This is a genomic window from Clavibacter lycopersici (assembly GCF_003576405.1).
Lineage (GTDB): Bacteria > Actinomycetota > Actinomycetes > Actinomycetales > Microbacteriaceae > Clavibacter > Clavibacter lycopersici.
Window position 1 is genome coordinate 12,393 of the sequence record NZ_QWGT01000001.1, and the last position, 21,706, is coordinate 34,098.

General features: G+C 70.4%; 16 protein-coding genes and 1 tRNA gene. 15 read left to right on the forward strand and 2 right to left on the reverse strand.

From position 1 onward, the window contains the following. Positions 1–78: 78 nt before the first annotated feature. Positions 79–164, reverse strand: a tRNA-Leu gene (locus tag DZG00_RS00050). A gap of 131 nt (positions 165–295) precedes the next feature. Here DZG00_RS00050 and DZG00_RS00055 point away from each other — a divergent pair. Continuing rightward, positions 296–904: an ANTAR domain-containing response regulator gene (locus tag DZG00_RS00055; protein WP_015490426.1), complete on the forward strand. Its 609-nt coding sequence runs from the start codon at positions 296–298 to the stop codon at positions 902–904. Positions 905–937: 33 nt separating this feature from the next. On the opposite strand, the gene DZG00_RS00060 is transcribed toward DZG00_RS00055, so the two are convergent. After that, positions 938–1,372: a PaaI family thioesterase gene (locus DZG00_RS00060; RefSeq protein ID WP_119381022.1), complete on the reverse strand. Its 435-nt coding sequence runs from the start codon at positions 1,370–1,372 to the stop codon at positions 938–940. A gap of 53 nt (positions 1,373–1,425) precedes the next feature. On the opposite strand from DZG00_RS00060, the gene polA reads away from it, so the two are divergent. From polA to tpiA, 14 genes are all read left to right on the forward strand, one after another. Continuing rightward, positions 1,426–4,110, forward strand: a complete 2,685-nt coding sequence (gene polA / locus DZG00_RS00065; RefSeq protein WP_119381021.1) for a DNA polymerase I — start codon at positions 1,426–1,428, stop codon at positions 4,108–4,110. A gap of 47 nt (positions 4,111–4,157) precedes the next feature. Continuing rightward, positions 4,158–4,616 carry a PTS mannitol transporter subunit IIA gene (locus DZG00_RS00070; protein WP_119381020.1) on the forward strand — a complete coding sequence of 153 codons (459 nt, stop codon included), beginning with the start codon at positions 4,158–4,160 and terminating at the stop codon, positions 4,614–4,616. After that, positions 4,613–6,292, forward strand: coding sequence for a DUF885 domain-containing protein (locus DZG00_RS00075; protein WP_119381019.1), 1,680 nt, complete (start codon positions 4,613–4,615; stop codon positions 6,290–6,292). Before DZG00_RS00070 ends, DZG00_RS00075 begins: the two co-directional genes overlap by 4 nt. A 178-nt stretch (positions 6,293–6,470) precedes the next feature. Beyond that, positions 6,471–7,925 (forward strand): 30S ribosomal protein S1, encoded by a 1,455-nt coding sequence (gene rpsA / locus DZG00_RS00080; RefSeq protein ID WP_119381018.1) that lies wholly within the window; start codon positions 6,471–6,473, stop codon positions 7,923–7,925. 130 nt (positions 7,926–8,055) lie between these two features. Further along, positions 8,056–8,670: a dephospho-CoA kinase gene (coaE, locus tag DZG00_RS00085; RefSeq protein ID WP_119381017.1), complete on the forward strand. Its 615-nt coding sequence runs from the start codon at positions 8,056–8,058 to the stop codon at positions 8,668–8,670. 9 nt (positions 8,671–8,679) lie between these two features. Beyond that, a complete protein-coding gene (uvrB, locus tag DZG00_RS00090; RefSeq protein WP_119381016.1) occupies positions 8,680–10,746 on the forward strand; it encodes an excinuclease ABC subunit UvrB in 2,067 nt (688 codons plus the stop codon). A 79-nt stretch (positions 10,747–10,825) separates the two neighbouring features. After that, a complete protein-coding gene (gene uvrA, locus DZG00_RS00095) occupies positions 10,826–13,747 on the forward strand; it encodes an excinuclease ABC subunit UvrA (RefSeq protein ID WP_119381015.1) in 2,922 nt (973 codons plus the stop codon). After that, positions 13,747–15,675, forward strand: coding sequence for an excinuclease ABC subunit UvrC (gene uvrC, locus DZG00_RS00100; protein ID WP_119381014.1), 1,929 nt, complete (start codon positions 13,747–13,749; stop codon positions 15,673–15,675). Before uvrA ends, uvrC begins: the two co-directional genes overlap by 1 nt. Before the next feature lie 77 nt (positions 15,676–15,752). After that, positions 15,753–16,628 carry an RNase adapter RapZ gene (rapZ, locus tag DZG00_RS00105; protein ID WP_119381013.1) on the forward strand — a complete coding sequence of 292 codons (876 nt, stop codon included), beginning with the start codon at positions 15,753–15,755 and terminating at the stop codon, positions 16,626–16,628. Positions 16,629–16,657: 29 nt separating this feature from the next. Next, a complete protein-coding gene (whiA, locus tag DZG00_RS00110; RefSeq protein WP_012038434.1) occupies positions 16,658–17,638 on the forward strand; it encodes a DNA-binding protein WhiA in 981 nt (326 codons plus the stop codon). Positions 17,639–17,808: 170 nt separating this feature from the next. Next, the gene (locus tag DZG00_RS00115; protein ID WP_086513553.1) at positions 17,809–18,435 is read left to right on the forward strand and encodes a superoxide dismutase; all 627 of its coding nucleotides are present in this window, start codon (positions 17,809–17,811) and stop codon (positions 18,433–18,435) included. A 126-nt stretch (positions 18,436–18,561) separates the two neighbouring features. Beyond that, a complete protein-coding gene (gene gap / locus DZG00_RS00120; RefSeq protein ID WP_119381012.1) occupies positions 18,562–19,569 on the forward strand; it encodes a type I glyceraldehyde-3-phosphate dehydrogenase in 1,008 nt (335 codons plus the stop codon). A 6-nt stretch (positions 19,570–19,575) separates the two neighbouring features. Next, a complete protein-coding gene (locus DZG00_RS00125; protein ID WP_119381011.1) occupies positions 19,576–20,790 on the forward strand; it encodes a phosphoglycerate kinase in 1,215 nt (404 codons plus the stop codon). Then, positions 20,781–21,584 carry a triose-phosphate isomerase gene (tpiA, locus tag DZG00_RS00130; RefSeq protein ID WP_119381010.1) on the forward strand — a complete coding sequence of 268 codons (804 nt, stop codon included), beginning with the start codon at positions 20,781–20,783 and terminating at the stop codon, positions 21,582–21,584. Before DZG00_RS00125 ends, tpiA begins: the two co-directional genes overlap by 10 nt. The last annotated feature ends 122 nt before the right edge of the window (positions 21,585–21,706 follow it).

Consider the following 21,706-nt stretch of genomic DNA (forward strand, 5'->3'; position numbering starts at 1 on the left):
GGGCCCCGGCCCCCGCGGAGACGCCGGAGGGCGGGCGACCACGTGGTCGCCCGCCCTCTCGCGTTCCCTCGCGGGACGTGGTGCCGGATGTGGGACTCGAACCCACACGCCCTCACGGACAGAGCATTTTGAGTGCTCCGCGTCTGCCATTCCGCCAATCCGGCGCACCCGGTCCGCCCGACGATACAGCAGGCATTCCGCCGATCCGGGGCACCCCGGTGGACGCGCGGATCAGGCGGCGATCCGCCGTCCCGGCGCGCACCGGCCCGCCCGACGATACCGTAGGCTCCTATCCGTGAGTGACCAGGAAACAGCCCCCGCAGCCCCCCGCCGTGTCGTCGTCGCCGAGGACGAGTCGCTCATCCGCCTCGACATCGTGGAGACGCTCCGCGACAACGGCTTCGAGGTCGTGGGCGAGGCCGGGGACGGCGAGACCGCCGTCGCACTGGCCACGGAGCTCCGTCCCGACCTCGTCATCATGGACGTCAAGATGCCCCAGCTCGACGGCATCTCCGCGGCCGAGCGGCTGAACCGCAACCACATCGCGCCCGTCGTCCTCCTCACGGCCTTCAGCCAGAAGGAGCTCGTGGAGCGCGCGGGCGAGGCCGGCGCGCTGGCCTACGTCGTCAAGCCGTTCACGCCGAACGACCTGCTGCCCGCCATCGAGATCGCGCTGGCCCGGTACGCCCAGATCATCACGCTCGAGGCCGAGGTGTCCGACCTCGTCGAGCGCTTCGAGACCCGCAAGCTCGTCGACCGGGCCAAGGGCCTGCTCAACGAGAAGATGGGCCTCACCGAGCCCGAGGCGTTCCGCTGGATCCAGAAGGCGTCCATGGACCGCCGCCTCACCATGCACGACGTGGCGCAGGCCATCATCGAGCAGCTGAGCGCCAAGAAGGCCTAGCCGCCCGGGCGCGCCCGGCGCCGCACGTGCCGCTCAGCGGCGCGAGCGCTCGCGGATGATGTTCGTGATCCGCACGGTCGAGAGCCGGCGTCCCTCGTCGTCGGTGAGCACGATCTCGTGCGTCGTCAGCGTGCCGCCGAGGTGGATCGCCGTGCAGGTGCCGGTGATCGTGCCGGACGAGGCCGACCGGGTGTGGCTCGCGTTGAGCTCGATGCCGAAGGCGACCCGGTCGGGTCCCGCGTGCACGTTCGCCGACATGGATCCGAGCGACTCGGCCAGCACGACGTACGCACCGCCGTGCACCACGCCGTACGGCTGCGTGTTGCCCTCCGCGGGCATCGTCGCGACGGATCGCTCCGGGCTCAGCTCCTGGAAGACGATGCCCATCTTCTCGGCCAGCGCGCCCACGTCCTGGGGCTGGCGGAGGAGCCGGGCGGCGCCGTCGTGCTCGGGTGCGGGCTGGGTCAAGGGGATCCTCCAGGGCCGGGTCCGAGGTCGGCAGCCCTCTATAGGCTGGACGCGTGCCGAACACGGAAAAGCCTACCCTCCTCGTCATCGACGGCCATTCCCTGGCGTTCCGGGCCTTCTACGCCCTGCCGGCGGAGAGCTTCCAGAACCGCGAGGGGCAGCACACGAACGCCGTGCACGGCTTCATCGCGATGCTCATCAACCTCCTGCAGAAGGAGAAGCCCACGCACGTGGGCGTGGCGTTCGACATCTCGCGCTTCTCGTTCCGCACGCGCGAGTACCCGGAGTACAAGGGCACGCGCGGCGAGACGCCCGTGGAGTTCACCGGCCAGGTGCCGCTGCTCGAGCGGGCGCTGAAGACCATGAACATCCCCACCCTCACCAAGGAGGACCACGAGGCGGACGACATCCTCGCGACCCTCGCCACGCAGGGTCGCGAGCAGGGCTTCCGGGTGCTCGTCGTCTCGGGCGACCGGGACGCGATCCAGCTCGTCAACGACGACGTCACGCTGCTCTACCCGTCCACGCAGGGCGTCTCGCAGCTCACGCGCTACGACGCCGAGAAGGTGTTCGAGAAGTACGGCGTGCAGCCGGAGATGTACCCGGACATCGCGGCGCTCGTGGGGGAGACGAGCGACAACCTCATCGGCGTCGACAAGGTCGGCCCGAAGACCGCGGTCAAGTGGCTGAACCAGTACGGATCCCTCGACGCCGTCCTCGAGCACCGCGACGAGATCTCCGGCAAGGTCGGCGACAACCTCCGCGCGCAGTACGAGAACGTCATCCGCAACCGCCGCCTCAACCGGCTGCTCACCGACGTCGAGCTGCCGCTCGGACCGGCCGACCTCGAGCGCAAGCCCATCGACGAGCCGGCCCTCCGCGAGGTGTTCGCGGTGCTGGAGTTCAAGCAGCTGCTCGAGCGCGTCCTGAAGCTCGAGGGATCCGGCGCCTCCGCCTCCAGCGAAGGCACGCCGGTGGGCGCGATCGAGCAGGAGCCGTCCACCGCGCCGCAGGCCCCGAAGCCGCAGCAGCTGCTCGACGAGGAGCTCGAGAAGTGGATCCGGACCCAGGGCGCCGCGTCGCCGCACGGCCTGGGGCTCACGGTCGAGACGCAGGACGGGAAGCCCGTCGGCTTCGGCCTCGCCAGCGCGACCGAGGCGGTGACCCTGCCGTGGCAGGAGGGCCGCGCCGACTACGCGCCGTTCGAGCGGTGGCTCGCCAGCGACGCCCCGAAGGTCATGTCCGACGCCAAGGTGCAGGTGAAGGCCATGCGCCGCGCCGGGCTCCAGGTCTCCGGGCTCGCCTTCGACGTGCTCGTCGCCGGTTGGCTGCTGCGTCCGGGCTTCACCGACAAGACCCTGGCCGCGCTCGTCAGCAGGTACCTCCTGGAGGACCTCCCCGAGCCCGACGCCAACCAGCTCGTGCCCGAGACCGAGGCGCTCACCGCCCCCGTCGAGGCCTGGTACACGCTGCGCGTCGAGCACGCGCTCCGCGAGGTGCTCGACGAGCGCACGCTCGGCGTCATGGTCGACATCGAGATGCCGACGCTCCTCGTGCTCGTCGAGATGGAGCTCCGCGGCGTCGCGACCGACCGCGCGGGTCTCGCCGAGCTGTCGGCGCAGCTGCAGGAGCGCATCACCGACCTCGCCCAGCGCGCCTTCGCGGAGATCGGCAAGGAGATCAACCTCGGCTCGCCCAAGCAGCTGCAGGAGGTGCTCTTCGACCAGCTCGGGATGCCGAAGACGCGCGCCAACAAGACCGGCTTCTCCACCGACGCGGGCGCGCTGGCCGACCTCCAGGCGTCGAACCCCCACCCGTTCCTCGACCTGCTGCTCGAGCACCGCGACGCGAGCAAGCTGCGCCAGATCATCCAGACGCTCGAGCGCGGCATCGGCGACGACGAGCGGATCCACACCACCTACGTGCAGACCGGCACCACCACCGGCCGCATCTCGTCGAACGACCCGAACCTGCAGAACATCCCCGTCCGCACCGAGGAGGGCCGCCGCATCCGCAGCGCCATCCGCGTCGGCGAGGGATACGAGACGCTGCTCACGGCCGACTACTCGCAGATCGAGATGCGGATCATGGCGCACCTCTCCGGCGACGAGGGCCTCATCGAGGCGTTCGCGGCGGGGGAGGACCTGCACCGGTTCGTCGGATCACGCATCTTCGGCGTGGAGCCCGCGGAGGTGAGCGCCGAGATGCGCACCAAGGTCAAGGCCATGAGCTACGGCCTCGCGTACGGCCTCAGCGCGTTCGGCCTGTCGAAGCAGCTGCGCATCCCGTCGTCGGAGGCGAAGCAGCTGATGACCGACTACTTCGCGCGCTTCGGCTCGGTGCGCGACTACCTCCGCCAGGTGGTGGAGGAGGCGCGCGCGGCCGGCTACACGGAGACGATCTTCGGCCGCCGCCGCCCGTTCCCCGACCTCAACAGCCCGAACCGCGTGCTCCGCGACAACGCCGAGCGGGCCGCCCTCAACGCCCCCATCCAGGGCTCTGCGGCCGACATCATGAAGATCGCGATGATCCGCATCGAGGCCGACATGCGCGAGCGCGACATGGCCTCGCGCATGCTGCTGCAGGTGCACGACGAGCTCATCCTCGAGGTCGCCGCGGGGGAGTGGGACGCGCTCGAGGCCATCGTCACGGACCGCATGGCCCACGCGGCGGACCTCCGGGTGCCGCTCGAGGTGCAGGTGGGCCGCGGCGACTCGTGGGCCGCCGCCGCGCACTGACCCGCGGATCCTCTTCCCCATCCACACCAGCACGAGGAGCACAGCGCATGACGAAGGCACGACTCTCCGACCTCCTCGCCGACGGCTCCATCCGCCTCGACGCGCGCGCCGACGACCGCGAGGGCGCGATCCGCCAGGCGGGCGATGCCCTCGTCGCGGCCGGCGCCGTGGAGCCCGGCTACGTGGAGGCCATGGTCGAGCGCGAGCGGTCCGTGTCGACGTTCGTGGGCGAGGGCGTCGCGGTGCCGCACGGCACGCTCGCCGCGGGGCGCGACCTCGTCCGCGCCGACGCCATCAGCGTGGTGCGGCTGCCGGACGGCGTCGACTGGGACGGGCACGACGTCCGCATCGTCATCGGCATCGCAGCCACGGGCGGCGGCCACATCGCCCTGCTGTCGCGGCTCGCGGAGATCCTGCTCGACCCCGTGCGCGCCGAGCAGCTGCGCGGGGCGACCGATCCGGCGACGGTCAGGTCCCTCCTGGGAGCCGCTACGGTCGAGGGATGACGACGACGCCGAAGGCCCCCCGACCGCAGACGGACATCGACCGGATCGCCGAGGGGTGGATCGACACGTCGCTCGACCTCCACCCGGAGGAGCGCGTCTACCTCGGCCGGCCCGGCCGCGAGGGCGAGTACGGCGACACCTCGCCCGCGGGCCATGCAGCTCACGCGGACGCGGCGCGCGCGGTGATCCGCCGGCTGCACGCCGCGCAGCCCGTCGACGCCGTCGACGAGGTCACGCGCATGGACCTCACGCGCGAGCTCGAGCTCGACGTCGAGATGCACGACGCCGGGGTGCACCTCTCCGACCTCAACGTGATCGCCTCGCCCGCGCAGGGCATCCGCGAGGTCTTCGACATCTCGCCCACCGCCACCGAGGGCGACTGGGAACACGTCGCCACCCGGCTCGGCAACGTCGCCGGCGCGGTCGACGGCTACATCGAGACGCTCCGCGAGGGCGTCCGCCGCGGCCAGGCGCCCGCGAGGCGCCAGATCCGCGAGGTCCTCGGACAGGTGGAGCGCCAGGCGGCGCCCGACGGCTTCTTCCGCTCCTTCGCGCAGGAGGCGCGCTCCGACGCCGGCGAGCTGCCCGCGTCGCTGCGTCAGGACCTGGGCACGCGCGCCGAGGACGCCCGGGCCGCCTACGAGCGCCTCGCCGCGTTCCTCGGATCCGAGCTGGAGCCCGCCGGCCGCGACGCCGACGCCGTCGGCCGTGAGCAGTACGCCCTCCGGTCGCGCTCCTTCCTCGGCGCCGAGGTCGACCTCGACGAGACGTACGAGTGGGGCGTCGGGGAGCTCGCCCGGATGGTGGAGGAGCAGGAGGCCATCGCCCGCGAGATCCTCCCCGGCGCGAGCGTGCTCGAGGCCATCGCCCACCTCGACGGCGATGCGTCGCGCAAGCTCCACGGCACCGACGCCCTCCGCGCGTGGATGCAGGAGACGAGCGATCGCGCGGTGGAGGAGCTGGGCCGCACCCACTTCGACATCCCCCAGGAGATCCGCGCGCTCGAGTGCATGATCGCCCCCACGCAGGAGGGCGGCATCTACTACTCCGGCCCCGCCGACGACTTCAGCCGCCCCGGCCGCATGTGGTGGTCGGTGCCCGAGGGCGTCACGGAGTTCGACACCTGGCGCGAGCTGACGACGGTGTACCACGAGGGCGTCCCGGGCCACCACCTGCAGATCGCGCAGGCCACGTACAACAAGGCCGAGCTCAACACGTGGCGCCGCTTCGCGGGTACGTCGGGCCACGCGGAGGGTTGGGCCCTCTACGCCGAGCGCCTGATGCAGGAGCTCGGCTACCTCGACGACCCGGCCGACCGCCTCGGCATGCTCGACGGACAGCGCATGCGCGCGGCCCGCGTGGTGCTCGACATCGGCGTGCACCTCGGCAAGGTCCGCCCCGACGGCGAGGCCGTCTGGGACGCGGACTTCGCGTTCGACTTCATGGGACGCAACGTCAACATGGACCCGTCGTTCGTGCGCTTCGAGGTCAACCGCTACCTCGGGTGGCCCGGCCAGGCGCCCTCCTACAAGGTGGGCCAGCGCATCTGGGAGGACCTCCGCGACGAGACCCGCCGCCGCGAGGGCGACGCCTTCGACATCCGGGAGTTCCACCGCCGCGCGCTCGACGTCGGCGGCGTCGGCCTCGACACGCTGCGGGCCGCGGTCCTCCGCTGAGCACGCGCCGCGCCGGCGGGCGCTCGCCGTCCGCGCGGCGCGGTTGTCCCGCCTCCCGGGCCGGGTCTAAGATCGACTGTCGCTCTTCTGCGACGACCCATCCGTCCGCCGCTCGACCGGTACCCGCGCGGGTCCGCGCCAGCGGCCTTATTCATGCCCATCCTGGAGCACTAACTACATGACAATCGCAACGACCGACAAGGCGCCCAAGCAGGTCGCGATCAACGACATCGGATCTGCTGAGGACTTCCTCGCCGCGGTCGAGAAGACACTGAAGTTCTTCAACGACGGAGACCTCATCGAGGGCACCGTCGTGAAGATCGATCGGGACGAGGTCCTGATCGACGTCGGCTACAAGACCGAGGGCGTCATCCCCTCGCGTGAGCTGTCCATCAAGCACGACGTGGATCCCACGGAGGTCGTCAAGGTCGGCGACACCGTCGAGGCCCTCGTCCTCCAGAAGGAGGACAAGGAAGGCCGTCTGATCCTGTCCAAGAAGCGCGCGCAGTACGAGCGTGCGTGGGGCGACGTGGAGAAGATCAAGGAGTCCGACGGCGTCGTCACCGGCACCGTCATCGAGGTCGTCAAGGGCGGCCTCATCGTGGACATCGGCCTCCGCGGCTTCCTGCCCGCGTCGCTCATCGAGCTGCGCCGCGTCCGCGACCTCACGCCGTACCTCGGCCAGGAGATCGAGGCCAAGATCCTCGAGCTCGACAAGAACCGCAACAACGTGGTCCTGTCGCGCCGTGCCCTGCTCGAGCAGACGCAGTCCGAGAGCCGCAGCACGTTCCTCAACAACCTCCAGAAGGGCCAGGTCCGCAAGGGAGTGGTCTCCTCGATCGTCAACTTCGGTGCGTTCGTGGACCTGGGCGGCGTCGACGGACTCGTGCACGTCTCCGAGCTCAGCTGGAAGCACATCGAGCACGCCAGCGAGGTCGTCGAGGTGGGCCAGGAGGTGACCGTCGAGATCCTCGAGGTCGACCTGGACCGCGAGCGCGTCTCGCTGTCGCTCAAGGCGACGCAGGAGGACCCGTGGCAGGTCTTCGCCCGCACGCACGCCATCGGCCAGGTCGCGCCCGGCAAGGTCACCAAGCTGGTGCCGTTCGGTGCGTTCGTCCGCGTGGCCGAGGGCATCGAGGGCCTGGTGCACATCTCCGAGCTCTCCGGCAAGCACGTCGAGCTCGCGGAGCAGGTCGTGTCCGTCGGCGACGAGGTGTTCGTCAAGGTCATCGACATCGACCTCGAGCGTCGCCGCATCTCGCTGAGCCTCAAGCAGGCCAACGACGGCGTCGACCCCGAGGGCACCGAGTTCGACCCGGCCCTCTACGGCATGCTCACCGAGTACGACGACCAGGGGAACTACAAGTACCCCGAGGGCTTCGACCCGGAGACCAACGAGTGGAAGGAAGGCTTCGAGTCGCAGCGCGAGACCTGGGAGCAGCAGTACGCCGCAGCCCAGGCCCGCTGGGAGGCCCACAAGAAGCAGGTCGCGGCGGCAGCCGAGGCCGAGGCGGCCGACACGGGCATCACGTCCGCCGGCCCCGGCTTCACGAGTGACACGACGGGCGCCGGCACGCTGGCGGACGACGAGAGCCTCGCCGCCCTGCGCGAGAAGCTGTCCAGCTCGAAGTAGCACGTCCAGCACGACGCGGGCATCGCCCGCACCACGACGAGGCCGCTCTCCCTTCGGGAGGGCGGCCTCCGTCGTCCCCCGGGCACGGCGCCCGGGTCGGCAGGGCGCGCGCCGCGCCTAGGCTGGATCCATGCAGCTGATCGGACTGACGGGCGGCATCGCCGCGGGCAAGACGGTGGTGGCCGACCGGCTGGCGGAGCTCGGCGCCGTGCGCATCGACGCGGACCGCCTGGCCCGCGAGGTCGTGGAGCCCGGCACGCCGGCCCTCGCGGAGATCGCCCGACGCTTCGGCCCCGGCGTGATCGCCTCCGACGGCTCCCTCGACCGGCCCGCGCTCGGTGCCGTCGTGTTCCAGGATGCGGACGCGCGCCGCGACCTCGAGGCGATCACCCATCCCGCCGTGCGGGCGCTGTCGGCCGAGCGCATGGCCGCGGCGGGGGAGGCGGATCCGGACGCGGTCGTCGTCTACGACATCCCGCTCCTCGTGGAGTCCGGCCGCGTCGACGAGTTCGACCGGATCGTCGTGGTGCACGCGCCTCGCGAGGAGCGTGTCCGCCGCCTCGTCGAGCTCCGCGGGATGCTGCCCGAGGAGGCCGAGCGCCGGATCGCCTCGCAGGCGACCGACGGCGAGCGGCTGGCTGTCGCCGACGACGTCATCGACTCCGGCGTCTCGCTCGCGTCGACGCTCGCGCAGACGGATCGGCTCTGGGCGAACCTGTCCGACGGTGTCGGTGGCCGCTCGTAGGCTGATGACATGCAGCCCACCCGTTCCGTGCGTCCGTTCAAGGTCGTCAGCGACTACTCCCCGAGCGGCGACCAGCCCACGGCCATCGCGGAGCTGGCGGGCCGGGTCAACGCCGGCGAGCCCGACGTCGTGCTCCTCGGCGCCACGGGAACCGGCAAGTCGGCCACGGCTGCCTGGCTCATCGAGCAGGTCCAGCGGCCCACGCTGATCCTCGCGCACAACAAGACGCTGGCCGCCCAGCTCGCCACGGAGTTCCGCGAGCTCATGCCGGACAACGCGGTCGAGTACTTCGTCTCGTACTACGACTACTACCAGCCGGAGGCCTACGTCCCGCAGACGGACACCTTCATCGAGAAGGACTCGTCGGTCAACGCCGAGGTCGAGCGCCTCCGCCACTCCACCACCAACTCGCTGCTCAGCCGCCGCGACGTCGTGGTGGTCAGCACGGTGTCATGCATCTACGGCCTCGGCCAGCCCGAGCAGTACATGAACGCCATGGTCGCGCTGCAGGTGGGCATGCAGATCAACCGCGACACCCTCATCCGCAAGTTCGTCTCCATGCAGTACCAGCGCAACGACGTCGACTTCTCGCGCGGCAACTTCCGCGTGCGCGGCGACACCATCGAGATCATCCCGATGTACGAGGAGCTGGCCATCCGCATCGAGATGTTCGGCGACGAGATCGAGGCGCTGTACCAGCTGCACCCGCTCACGGGAGACGTGGTCCGCAAGATGGACTCCGTGTCGGTGTTCCCGGGCTCGCACTACGTGGCGGAGACCGAGGTCATGCAGCGGGCCATCGGCACCATCCAGCAGGAGCTCGAGGAGCGGCTCGCCGTCCTGGAGCGCGAGGGGAAGCTGCTCGAGGCCCAGCGCCTGCGCATGCGCACCAACTTCGACATCGAGATGATGCAGCAGATCGGCTTCTGCTCCGGCATCGAGAACTACTCGCGGCACATCGACGGGCGCGACGCGGGGGAGGCCCCGCACTGCCTGCTCGACTACTTCCCGGACGACTTCCTCGTCGTCATCGACGAGTCGCACGTCACCGTGCCGCAGATCGGCGCCATGTTCGAGGGCGACTCGTCGCGCAAGCGCACGCTCGTCGAGCACGGCTTCCGCCTGCCCAGCGCCCTCGACAACCGACCGCTGAAGTGGAACGAGTTCACCGAGCGCGTGCCGCAGACCGTGTACATGTCGGCGACGCCCGGCAAGTACGAGCTCGGCATGGGCGACGGGGTCGTGGAGCAGATCATCCGCCCCACCGGCCTCATCGACCCGGCCATCGTCGTCAAGCCCACCAAGGGCCAGATCGACGACCTGCTCGAGCAGATCCGCATCCGCGTGGAGAAGGACGAGCGCATCCTCGTCACCACGCTCACCAAGAAGATGGCGGAGGAGCTCACCGACTACTTCGCCGAGGCGGGTGTGCGGGTGCGCTACCTGCACTCGGACGTCGACACCCTGCGGCGCGTCGAGCTGCTCAGCGAGCTGCGCGCCGGCGTGTACGACGTGCTGGTCGGCATCAACCTCCTCCGCGAGGGCCTCGACCTGCCCGAGGTGTCGCTCGTCGCCATCCTCGACGCGGACAAGGAGGGATTCCTCCGGTCGTCGACGTCGCTCATCCAGACCATCGGCCGCGCGGCCCGCAACGTGTCCGGCGAGGTGCACATGTACGCGGACGTCCTCACCGACAGCATGAAGCGCGCCATCGAGGAGACCGACCGGCGCCGCGAGAAGCAGGTCGCCTACAACACCGAGCACGGCATCGACCCCACGCCGCTGCGGAAGCGGATCGCCGACATCACCGAGATCCTGGCGCGCGAGGGCGAGGACACGAAGAAGATGCTCGAGGGGCGCGGCGGCGGCAAGCGCTCGCCCACCCCCAACCTGCGGCGCGAGGGCAAGGCAGCCGCAGGGGCGAACGAGCTGGAGACGATCATCTCCGACCTCAACGACCAGATGCTGCAGGCCGCCGGCGAGCTGAAGTTCGAGCTGGCCGCGCGCCTCCGCGACGAGCTGGGCGACCTGAAGCGCGAGCTGCGGCAGATGGAGAAGGCCGGCCACCTGTCCTGATCGCGGCGGGCACGGGTCGGGCGGGAGCCGCCTGACCCGTGCCGTCCTCGGTGTCGGTGGCGACGCATACGATGGACGGGTGTCAATCTCCCCCGTCGAGTCCTCCTCCCTCCTCAGCGTCCGCGGTGCTCGCGTCCACAACCTCCGCGACGTCGACCTCGACATCCCGCGCGACTCCCTCGTCGTCTTCACGGGCCTGTCGGGGTCCGGCAAGTCGTCCCTCGCGTTCGACACGATCTTCGCGGAGGGCCAGCGCCGCTACGTCGAGTCGCTCTCCGCGTACGCCCGTCAGTTCCTCGGCCAGGTCGACCGGCCGGACGTCGACTTCATCGAGGGCCTGAGCCCCGCGGTCTCCATCGACCAGAAGTCCACGAACCGCAACCCGCGATCCACGGTCGGCACCATCACCGAGATCTTCGACTACATGCGCCTGCTCTGGGCGCGCATCGGCGTGGCCCACTGCCCCGTGTGCGGGGAGCGCATCTCGCGCCAGACCGTGCAGCAGATCGCCGACCAGCTCATGGAGCTGGAGACGGGCACCAGGTACCAGGTCGTCAGCCCCATCGTGTCGCAGAAGAAGGGCGAGTTCGTCGACCTGTTCGCGGAGCTCGCGTCCGGCGGCTACTCGCGGGCCATCGTCGACGGGGAGCTCATCCAGCTCAGCTCGCCGCCCAAGCTCAAGAAGCAGTACAAGCACGACATCTCGGTCGTGGTCGACCGCCTCGTCGCGAGCGACGACATCCTCGGCCGGCTGACGGACTCGCTCGAGACGGCGCTCCGCCTCACGGACGGCATCGTCATGATCGACTTCGTCGACGTCGATGGCCCGGGCGGCCTGCGCACGTACTCCGAGAAGCTGTCCTGCCCGAACAACCACCCCATCCAGCTCACCGAGATCGAGCCGCGCACGTTCTCGTTCAACGCGCCCTTCGGCGCGTGCCCCGAGTGCTCGGGCCTCGGCACCCGCATGTCGGTGGACCAGGAGCTCCTCATCGGCGACGAGTCGCTGAGCATCGCCGACGGCGTCATCCTCCCGTGGACCACGCAGGGCAAGGGCCTCTTCCAGTACTACGAGAAGCTGCTCGCGGGCCTCGCGCGCGACCTCAAGTTCTCCCTCACGACGCCGTGGCGGAAGCTCTCCGAGGAGGTCCGCGAGGCCGTCCTCCGGGGCAACGACTTCGAGGTGCAGGTCAAGTGGAAGAACCGCTACGGCCGTGAGATGACGTACTCCTCGGGCTTCGAGGGCGTCATGCCCTACATCGAGCGCCAGTTCGCGCAGGCCGAGACCGACAACCAACGGGCGCGCTGGGGCGAGTACCTCCGCGAGATCCCGTGCCCCGTGTGCGACGGCAAGCGCCTGAAGCCCGAGGTCCTCGCGGTCCTCGTGCACGGCGCGAACATCGCCGACGTCGCCGAGATGAGCCTCTCCGACGCGCAGGAGTTCATGGCGCAGCTCGAGCTCACCGACCGCGAGGCGCACATCGCCGCGCAGGTGCTCCGGGAGATCCGCGTGCGCCTCGAGTTCCTCATCGAGGTCGGCCTCAACTACCTCAACCTCGCGCGGGCGGCCGCGTCGCTCTCGGGTGGTGAGGCGCAGCGCATCCGCCTGGCCACGCAGATCGGCTCGGGTCTCACCGGTGTGCTGTACGTGCTGGACGAGCCGTCCATCGGCCTGCACCAGCGCGACAACCGCCGCCTCATCGAGACGCTCGTGAAGCTGCGCGACCTCGGCAACACCCTCATCGTCGTCGAGCACGACGAGGACACCATCCGCACCGCCGACTGGATCGTCGACATCGGCCCGGGCGCCGGCGTCAACGGCGGCAAGGTGGTGCACTCGGGCTCCTACGAGGGCCTCATCGAGAACCGCGAGTCGCTCACGGGGGACTACCTCGCCGGCCGGCGCTCCATAGCGACGCCCACGAAGCGCCGGAAGATCGACCGGAAGCGGCAGATCCAGGTGGTCGGCGCCCGCGCCAACAACCTGCAGAACGTCACCGCTGCGTTCCCGCTCGGCACCCTCACGGCCGTCACGGGCGTCAGCGGATCCGGCAAGTCGTCGCTCGTGAACGACATCCTCTACCGCGTGCTCGCCAACGAGCTCAACGGCGCCCGCAAGGTGCCGGGCAAGCACTCGCGTGTCACGGGCCTCGAGAACCTCGACAAGGTCGTGCACGTCGACCAGAACCCCATCGGCCGCACCCCGCGGTCCAACCCGGCCACCTACACGGGCGTGTTCGACCGGATCCGCAACCTGTTCGCCGAGACCACAGAGGCCAAGGCCCGCGGGTACCTCCCCGGCCGCTTCAGCTTCAACGTCAAGGGCGGGCGCTGCGAGGCGTGCTCGGGCGACGGCACCATCAAGATCGAGATGAACTTCCTGCCCGACGTGTACGTAGCCTGCGAGGTCTGCGGGGGAGCGCGGTACAACCGCGACACCCTCAGCGTGCACTACAAGGGCAAGAGCATCGCCGAGGTGCTCGACATGTCCATCAGCGAGGCGGCCGAGTTCTTCGAGCCGATCCAGGCGATCCACCGGTTCATGAAGACGCTCGTCGACGTGGGCCTCGGATACGTGCGGCTCGGCCAGAGCGCCACGACCCTGTCCGGCGGCGAGGCGCAGCGCGTCAAGCTGTCGACCGAGCTCCAGCGGCGGTCGAACGGCCGGAGCATCTACGTGCTCGACGAGCCGACCACGGGCCTCCACTTCGAGGACGTGCGGAAGCTCCTCCTCGTGCTCAACGGGCTGGTCGACAAGGGCAACACCGTCATCGTCATCGAGCACAACCTCGACGTCATCAAGTCGGCCGACTGGCTCATCGACATGGGTCCCGAGGGCGGCGCGGGCGGCGGCACGGTGCTCGCCACCGGCACGCCCGAGCACCTGGCCACCGTGCCGGAGAGCTACACGGGCGGCTTCCTCAAGGAGGTCCTCGACGCCGAGGCCGAGGCGGCGGCGATCGAGTCCCAGCGTGCGCGCGAGGAGCGCGCGGCCGGCTGATGGCCCGCACCGACACCGTCGGTTACCGTCCGGCGGCCGGGGAGATCCCCACGTCGCCGGGCGTCTACCGCTTCCGCGACGCCGCGGACCGCGTGCTCTACGTGGGCAAGGCGAACAACCTGCGCGCCCGGCTCGCGAACTACTTCGCGCCGCTGGAGAGCCTGCACGAGCGCACCCGGCGCATGGTCACCTCCGCGGCCGGCGTCGAGTGGACCGTGGTCGGCAGCGAGTTCGAGGCGCTCCAACTCGAGTTCACGTGGATCAAGGAGTTCGACCCGCCCTTCAACGTCAAGTTCCGCGACGACAAGTCGTACCCGTACCTGGCGGTCACGCTCGGCGAGGACTACCCGCGGGTCATGGTCACCCGCAACCGCAAGATCCGCGGCGCCAAGTACTTCGGCCCGTACACGAAGGTCTGGGCCATCCGCGAGACGGTCGACCACCTGCTCAAGGTGTTCCCGATGCGGTCCTGCTCGGAGAGCACCTTCAAGCGCGCGCGGCAGACGAACCGCCCGTGCCTGCTCGGCGACATCGGCCGCTGCGCGGCCCCGTGCGTCGGCCGCGTCTCGGAGGAGGAGCACCGCGAGATCGCGGACGACTTCGTGAGCTTCATGGCGGGCAACGACTCGAAGTACGTGGGCCAGCTCACGCAGCGGATGAAGGACGCCGCCGCCGAGATGGACTACGAGGCCGCCGCCCGGCACCGCGACGACATCGGCGCGCTCGAGGCCGCCCTCTCCAAGACCGCGGTCGTGTTCGACGACCGGGTGGACGCGGACGTCTTCGGCATCGCCGCAGACGAGCTCGCGGCCGCCGTCCAGCAGTTCATGGTCCGCGGCGGCCGCATCCGCGGCACGCGCACCTGGGTGGTCGACAAGGAGCTCGACATCGGGATCGGCGAGCTGGTCGAGACGGTCCTGCACAACGCCTACGAGGACGAGGCGCACCCTCCCCGCGAGGTCCTCGTGCCCGAGCTGCCCGCCGACGCCGCCGAGCTCGAGCTGTGGCTCAGCCAGCGCCGCGCCGCGGGGGAGGACGACGGCACCGTGCGCCGCGGTCGCCCGAGCTCGTGGCAGGTCGACCTCCGGGTGGCCCAGCGCGGCGACAAGGCCGCGCTCGCGCACACCGCCGCCACCAACGCGCAGAACGCGCTCATGCTCTACAAGACGCGCCGCAGCTCCGACTTCACCACGCGGTCGAAGGCCCTCGCCGACATCCAGGAGGCGCTCGGCATGCCCGACGCGCCGCTGCGGATGGAGTGCTACGACGTGTCGCACCTCAGCGGCACCAACATCGTCGCGTCCATGGTCGTCTTCGAGGACGGCCTGCCGCGCAAGGACCAGTACCGCCGCTTCAACATCGCCGACTCCACGGACGACACCGAGTCGATCCATCAGGTCATCACCCGCCGGCTCGCCTACCTGGGCAAGGAGGCGGAGGTACCGGCCGACGCCGCTCCGCCCGAGCTCGGCGAGGCGCCGCCCGTGAACAAGTTCTCCTACAGCCCGAACCTGCTCATCGTCGACGGCGGGCAGCCGCAGGTCGCCGCCGCCCAGCGGGCGCTGGAGGAGTCGGGCGTCACCGGGATCCAGCTGGCGGGCATCGCGAAGCGCCTCGAGGAGATCTGGCTGCCGGACTCCGACTACCCGATCATCCTGCCGCGCAACAGCGACGCGCTCTTCCTCATCCAGCGCATCCGCGACGAGGCCCACCGCTTCGCCATCACGCACCAGCGGGCCCGCCGCAAGCGCGACATCACGTCGGTGCTCAACGAGATCCCGGGGCTCGGGCCGTCGCGCGTGCAGCGGCTGCTGCAGCAGTTCGGATCCGTCGCGAAGCTGAAGCAGGCCGAGGTCGAGGAGATCGCCGCGGTCCGCACCATCGGCCCGACGCTCGCGCAGGCTGTCTACGAGCGCCTGCGCACGTGAGCGTCACCGGGATCCCCGTCGGGGGTCCCGCCTAGACTCGGACCCATCGACCCGCACGACGAGAGGTGCATGCCCGCATGAGCGTGGAGATCCCCCAGCAGGACGTCATGATCGTGACGGGGATGTCCGGCGCGGGCCGCTCCACCGTCGGCAACGCGCTGGAGGACCTCGGCTGGTACGTCGTCGACAACCTCCCGCCGCAGATGCTCAAGCCGCTCGTCGAGCTGGCCGGCCGCGCCGGCACCTCGCTGCCGAAGATCGCGGCCGTCGTCGACGTCCGTGGCGGCGACTTCTTCTCGGAGCTCCGCGACATCCTGCAGACCTTCGGCACGGGCCCTCGGCTGCGGGTCCTCTTCCTCGAGGCCACCGATGCGGCGCTCGTGCGGCGCTTCGAGCAGGTGCGCCGCCCGCACCCGCTGCAGGGCAACGGCACGCTCCTCGACGGCATCGCGGCCGAGCGCGCGCGCATGATCGAGATCCGCGAGGCCAGCGACCTCGTCATCGACACGTCCGAGCTCAACATTCACCAGCTCGCCACGACCATCACCGAGCAGTTCAGCGGCGCCGACGACGCGGGCGTGCGCGTCACCGTCATGAGCTTCGGCTTCAAGTACGGCACGCCCGCTGACGCCGACATGGTGGCGGACATGCGCTTCCTCCCCAACCCGTTCTGGACCCCGGAGCTGCGCCCGCTCACCGGCCGGGACAAGGCCGTCAGCGAGTACGTGCTGGGCCAGGAGGGCGCCGAGGAGTTCGTCCACGCGTACGCCAAGGCGCTCGCGCCGGTGCTCGCGGGGTATCAGCGGGAGAACAAGAGACACGCTACGATCGCTATCGGCTGTACCGGCGGCAAGCACCGCTCGGTAGCCGTCGCCGAGGAGCTCTCCAGCCTCCTCCGCGCCCTTCCCGGCGTCGCTGTCAGCACCAAGCACCGCGACCTCGGCCGGGAGTAGGGCACCCATCTCATCAAGGGAGTAAGCATTTGCCTCTGACCTCGGACGTCAAGGAAGAACTGTCACGCGTCGAGGTCAGCAAGACCACGGTGAGGGCTGCCGAGCTGGCCACCATCCTCCGCTTCTCCGGCGGTCTGCACCTCATCTCGAACCGCATCGCCGTCGAGTCCGAGCTGGACACGCCGCTCCTCGCGCGCCGCGTCCGCAAGGACCTCGCCGAGCTCTACGGGGTGCGCAGCGACATCTCCGTCATCCCCGCATCCGGCATGCGCCGCGCCACCCACTACCTGGTCCGGGTCATGGAGGGCGGCGAGACGCTCGCCCGCCAGACCGGCCTGCTCGACGCGCGCCGCCGCCCCATCCGCGGCCTGCCGAACCGCCTCACCACGGGCTCCCGCGAGGAGATCGCGGCCGTCTGGCGCGGCGCGTTCCTCGCCGCGGGCACGCTCACGGATCCCGGTCGCTCGGCCGCGCTCGAGGTCACCTGCCCCGGCAACGAGGCCGCCATGGCGCTCGTCGGCGCGGCAGGCCGCCTCGACGTCAGCGCCAAGGCGCGCGAGGTCCGCGGCGTCCACCGCGTCGTCATCCGCGACGGCGACGCCATCGGCCAGATGCTGCGGGTCATGGGCGCGCAGGGCACGGTCGTGAACTGGGAGGAGATGCGCCAGCGCCGCGAGGTGCGCGCCACCGCGAACCGCCTCGTCAACTTCGACGACGCGAACCTGCGCCGCTCCGCCCAGGCCGCCGTCGCCGCGTGCGCGCGCGTCGAGCGCGCCATGGAGATCCTCGGCCCGGACATCCCCGAGCACCTCAAGTACGCGGGCGACCTGCGCCTGCGCTTCCGCGACTCCAGCCTCGACGAGCTGGGCCACCACGCCGACCCGCCCATGACGAAGGACGCCGTGGCCGGCCGCATCCGCCGCCTCCTCGCCATGGCCGACAAGAAGGCCGTCGACGAGGGCCTGCCCGGCACCGACGCGAACCTGCCCGCCGACCTCGACGACGTCTGATCCGCCGAGCCCACGCCGACGCCGGACGCCTCCCGCGGCGCCCGGTCATCCGGCGGACGCCGGGCGTCATCCGGCCAGGTGGCGCGGAGGGCCGCCGGACTAGACTCGATCCGTCACCCACCCCCGGCCTCAGGCCGGGAGCCCCCGGGCAATGAAGAGGAGATACACCTATGGCTGACTACACTCTCGTCGACCTCCCGTACGACTACTCGGCCCTCGAGCCGAGCATCAGCGGCCGCATCATGGAGCTGCACCACGACAAGCACCACAAGACCTACGTCGACGGCGCGAACACCGCCCTCGTCAAGCTGCAGGAGGCGCGCGACGCTGGCGACCTGACCTTCGTCAACAAGCTGCAGAAGGACCTCGCGTTCAACCTCGCGGGCCACGTCAACCACACGGTGTTCTGGAACAACCTCAGCCCGGACGGCGGCGACAAGCCCACCGGCGAGCTCGCCGCGGCCATCGACGAGTTCTTCGGCTCGTACGAGAAGTTCCAGGCGCACTTCACCGCGTCCGCCCTCGGCATCCAGGGCTCCGGATGGAGCATCCTCGCGTGGGACTCGCTCGGCCAGAAGCTCATCATCGAGCAGCTGTACGACCACCAGGGCAACCTCGCCGCGGCGACGGTGCCGATCCTGCTGCTCGACATGTGGGAGCACGCCTTCTACCTCGACTACGTCAACGTCAAGGCCGACTACGTCAAGGCGTTCTGGAACATCGTCAACTGGGCCGACGTGCAGGCGCGCTTCGAGGCCGCCCGCACCAAGACGCAGGGCCTCTTCCTCCTCTCGTAGCCGCATCCGCGGGCGGCCGGCGGGGAGACCCCGGCCGCCCGCGGATCCCGCACGCCAGGACTCCCGCGCACCCGAACCTCCACCACCCACCGCCGCCCCCGAGCGCGCAGAACAACAGGAGAACACGTGACCGTCAAGATCGGCATCAACGGCTTCGGCCGCATCGGCCGCAACTACTTCCGCGCAGCGCTCGCCAAGGGCAGCGACATCGAGATCGTCGCGGTGAACGACCTCACCGACAACAAGGCTCTCGCGCACCTGCTCAAGTACGACTCCATCACGGGCCGCCTCGACGCGACCGTCGAGCTGGACGGCGACAACATCATCGTCAACGGCAAGGCGATCCGCGTCCTCGAGGAGCGCGACCCCGCGAACCTCCCCTGGGGCGAGCTCGGCGTCGAGATCGTCATCGAGTCGACCGGCCGCTTCACCAAGGCCGAGGACGCGCGCAAGCACATCACCGCCGGCGCCAAGAAGGTCCTCGTCTCCGCGCCCGCCACGGGCGACAACGTCGCGACCCTGGTCCTCGGCGTCAACGAGGGCACCTACGACCCCGCGACCCACGACGTCATCTCCAACGCGTCGTGCACCACGAACTGCCTCGCACCCCTCGCGAAGGTCTTCCTCGACGAGTTCGGCATCGAGCGCGGCCTCATGACGACGGTCCACGCCTACACGGCCGACCAGAACCTGCAGGACGGCCCGCACAGCGACCTCCGTCGCGCGCGCGCCGCCGCGGTCAACATCATCCCCACGTCGACGGGTGCCGCGAAGGCGCTCGGCCTCGTGATCCCGGAGCTCGTCGGCAAGCTCGACGGCTACGCCCTCCGCGTGCCCGTGCCCACCGGCTCGATCACCGACCTCACCATCGAGACCACGGCGAACGTCACGGTCGAGCAGGTCAACGCCGCGTACAAGGCCGCGGCCGACGGCCCCCTCAAGGGCATCCTCAAGTACACCGAGGACCCCATCGTCTCGAGCGACATCGTCAACGACCCGCACTCCTCGATCTTCGACGCCGGCCTCACCAAGGTCATCGGCAACCAGGTCAAGGTCGCGTCGTGGTACGACAACGAGTGGGGCTACTCCAACCGCCTCGTCGACCTCACCGAGTACGTCGCAGATCGCCTGTAACCGGCCGTGGCTCTCCGCACCATCGACTCCCTGGGGGATCTCCGGGGCCGTCGCGTCATCGTGCGCTGCGACCTCAACGTCCCCCTGAAGGACGGCGTGATCGGTGACGACGGACGCATCCGCGCCTCGCTGGGGACCCTCGCGGGTCTCCGCGAGGCGGGTGCCCGCGTCGTCGTGATCTCCCACCTCGGCCGTCCCGACGGCACGCCCGACCAGAAGTACAGCCTGCGCCCCGTGGCGGCCCGCCTCGGCGAGCTGCTCGGCGAGGAGGTCGCGTTCGCGACCGACACCGTCGGCGACTCCGCCCACGCGGCCGTCGAGGCACTCACCGACGGCGACGTGGTCGTGCTCGAGAACCTCCGCTTCCACGCGGAGGAGACGAGCAAGGACGAGGACGTGCGCGGTGGCTTCGCCGAGGCCGTCGCCGAGCTGGGAGACGCGTTCGTGTCCGACGGCTTCGGCGTCGTGCATCGGAAGCAGGCGAGCGTGTTCGAGCTCGCGTCGGCGCTCCCCAGCGCCGCCGGGTCGCTCATCGCGAGCGAGCTCGAGGTCCTCGACCGGCTGACGGAGAACCCGGAGCGTCCCTACACGGTCGTCCTCGGCGGATCCAAGGTGTCGGACAAGCTCGGCGTGATCGGGCATCTGCTGCCGCGCGTCGACTCGCTGCTCATCGGCGGCGGGATGCTGTTCACGTTCCTCAAGGCCCAGGGCCACGAGGTGGGTGCCAGCCTCCTCGAGGAGGACCAGATCGAGACCGTCAAGGGCTACCTGGCCGAGGCCGAGGAGCGCGGAGTGAAGATCGTGCTCCCCACCGACGTGGTCGTGGCCGACGGGTTCTCCGCCGACGCCGCGCACGAGGTCACCCGGGCCGACGCGATCGAGCAGACCCCCGCGGGCGCGAAGGGGCTCGGGCTCGACATCGGCCCCGAGACCGCCGACGCGTTCGCGACCATCATCCGCGGCTCCACGACGGTGTTCTGGAACGGCCCCATGGGCGTCTTCGAGCTGGAGCCGTTCGCGGCCGGCACGAAGACGGTCGCCGAGGCGCTCACGCGCGTCGAGGGGCTCTCCGTGGTCGGCGGCGGCGACAGCGCCTCCGCGGTCCGCGCGCTCGGATTCGATGATGACCGCTTCGGTCACATCTCGACCGGAGGCGGCGCGAGCCTCGAGTTCCTCGAGGGGAAGCGCCTGCCGGGACTGGAGGTCCTCGGATGGCAGTGACCGATCGCCCGCAGGGGCGCACGCCCCTCATCGCGGGCAACTGGAAGATGAACCTGGATCACCTCCAGGCCATCGCCTTCGTGCAGAAGCTCGCGTGGAGCCTCAAGGACGCGAAGCACGACTACCAGGAGGCGGAGGTCGCGGTGTTCCCGCCGGCCACCGACATCCGCAGCGTGCAGACGCTCGTCTCGGCCGACAAGCTCGAGCTGGCCTACGGCGCCCAGGACGTCTCCGAGCACGAGTCCGGCGCGTACACGGGAGAGATCTCGGCGGCGTTCCTGGCGCAGCTCGCCTGCAGGTACGTCATCGTCGGCCACTCCGAGCGGCGCACGCTGCACGGCGAGACCGATGAGCAGGTGGCCGCGAAGTCGGCCGCCGCCGTGAAGCAGGGCATCGTGCCGGTGATCTGCGTGGGCGAGACCGCGGCCGACCTCGAGGAGCACGGCGCCAGCGCCGTCCCCGTGGCCCAGCTGCGCGTCGCGCTCGGGGGGCTCCCGAAGGGCGCCGACGTGGTCGTCGCCTACGAGCCCGTCTGGGCCATCGGGTCCGGCCAGGCTGCCACGCCCGAGCAGGCGCAGCAGGTCGCCGCCCCGCTCCGCGCGGTCGTCGCCGAGCTCCTCGGCGACGAGGCGGCGAAGGCCACGCGGATCCTCTACGGCGGCTCGGTCAAGTCCGGCAACATCGCGGGCTTCCTCCGCGAGCCGGACGTCGACGGGGCCCTCGTCGGCGGCGCCAGCCTCGACGTGCAGGAGTTCTCCGCGATCGCGCGGTTCCGCTCGCACGTCGGCGTCTGATCCACCGCGCTCCCTCGAGCCGCTCGCGTCCATCCGGGCGCGGGCGGTTCGGCGCACCCAGCCGCCCGCTATAATCGACAACGGCCCATCGGCCGTCCAACGGTCGGTCTCGGCCACAGCAC

What these genes read in the sequence shown, in the direction of transcription:
- DZG00_RS00070 (WP_119381020.1), top strand. Translation starts at nt 4,158, where the DNA reads ATGACGAAGGCACGACTCTCCGACCTCCTCGCCGACGGCTCCATCCGC.
- DZG00_RS00075 (WP_119381019.1), top strand. Translation starts at nt 4,613, where the DNA reads ATGACGACGACGCCGAAGGCCCCCCGACCGCAGACGGACATCGACCGG.
- rpsA (WP_119381018.1), top strand. Translation starts at nt 6,471, where the DNA reads ATGACAATCGCAACGACCGACAAGGCGCCCAAGCAGGTCGCGATCAAC.
- coaE (WP_119381017.1), top strand. Translation starts at nt 8,056, where the DNA reads ATGCAGCTGATCGGACTGACGGGCGGCATCGCCGCGGGCAAGACGGTG.
- uvrB (WP_119381016.1), top strand. Translation starts at nt 8,680, where the DNA reads ATGCAGCCCACCCGTTCCGTGCGTCCGTTCAAGGTCGTCAGCGACTAC.
- uvrC (WP_119381014.1), top strand. Translation starts at nt 13,747, where the DNA reads ATGGCCCGCACCGACACCGTCGGTTACCGTCCGGCGGCCGGGGAGATC.
- rapZ (WP_119381013.1), top strand. Translation starts at nt 15,753, where the DNA reads ATGAGCGTGGAGATCCCCCAGCAGGACGTCATGATCGTGACGGGGATG.
- DZG00_RS00115 (WP_086513553.1), top strand. Translation starts at nt 17,809, where the DNA reads ATGGCTGACTACACTCTCGTCGACCTCCCGTACGACTACTCGGCCCTC.
- tpiA (WP_119381010.1), top strand. Translation starts at nt 20,781, where the DNA reads ATGGCAGTGACCGATCGCCCGCAGGGGCGCACGCCCCTCATCGCGGGC.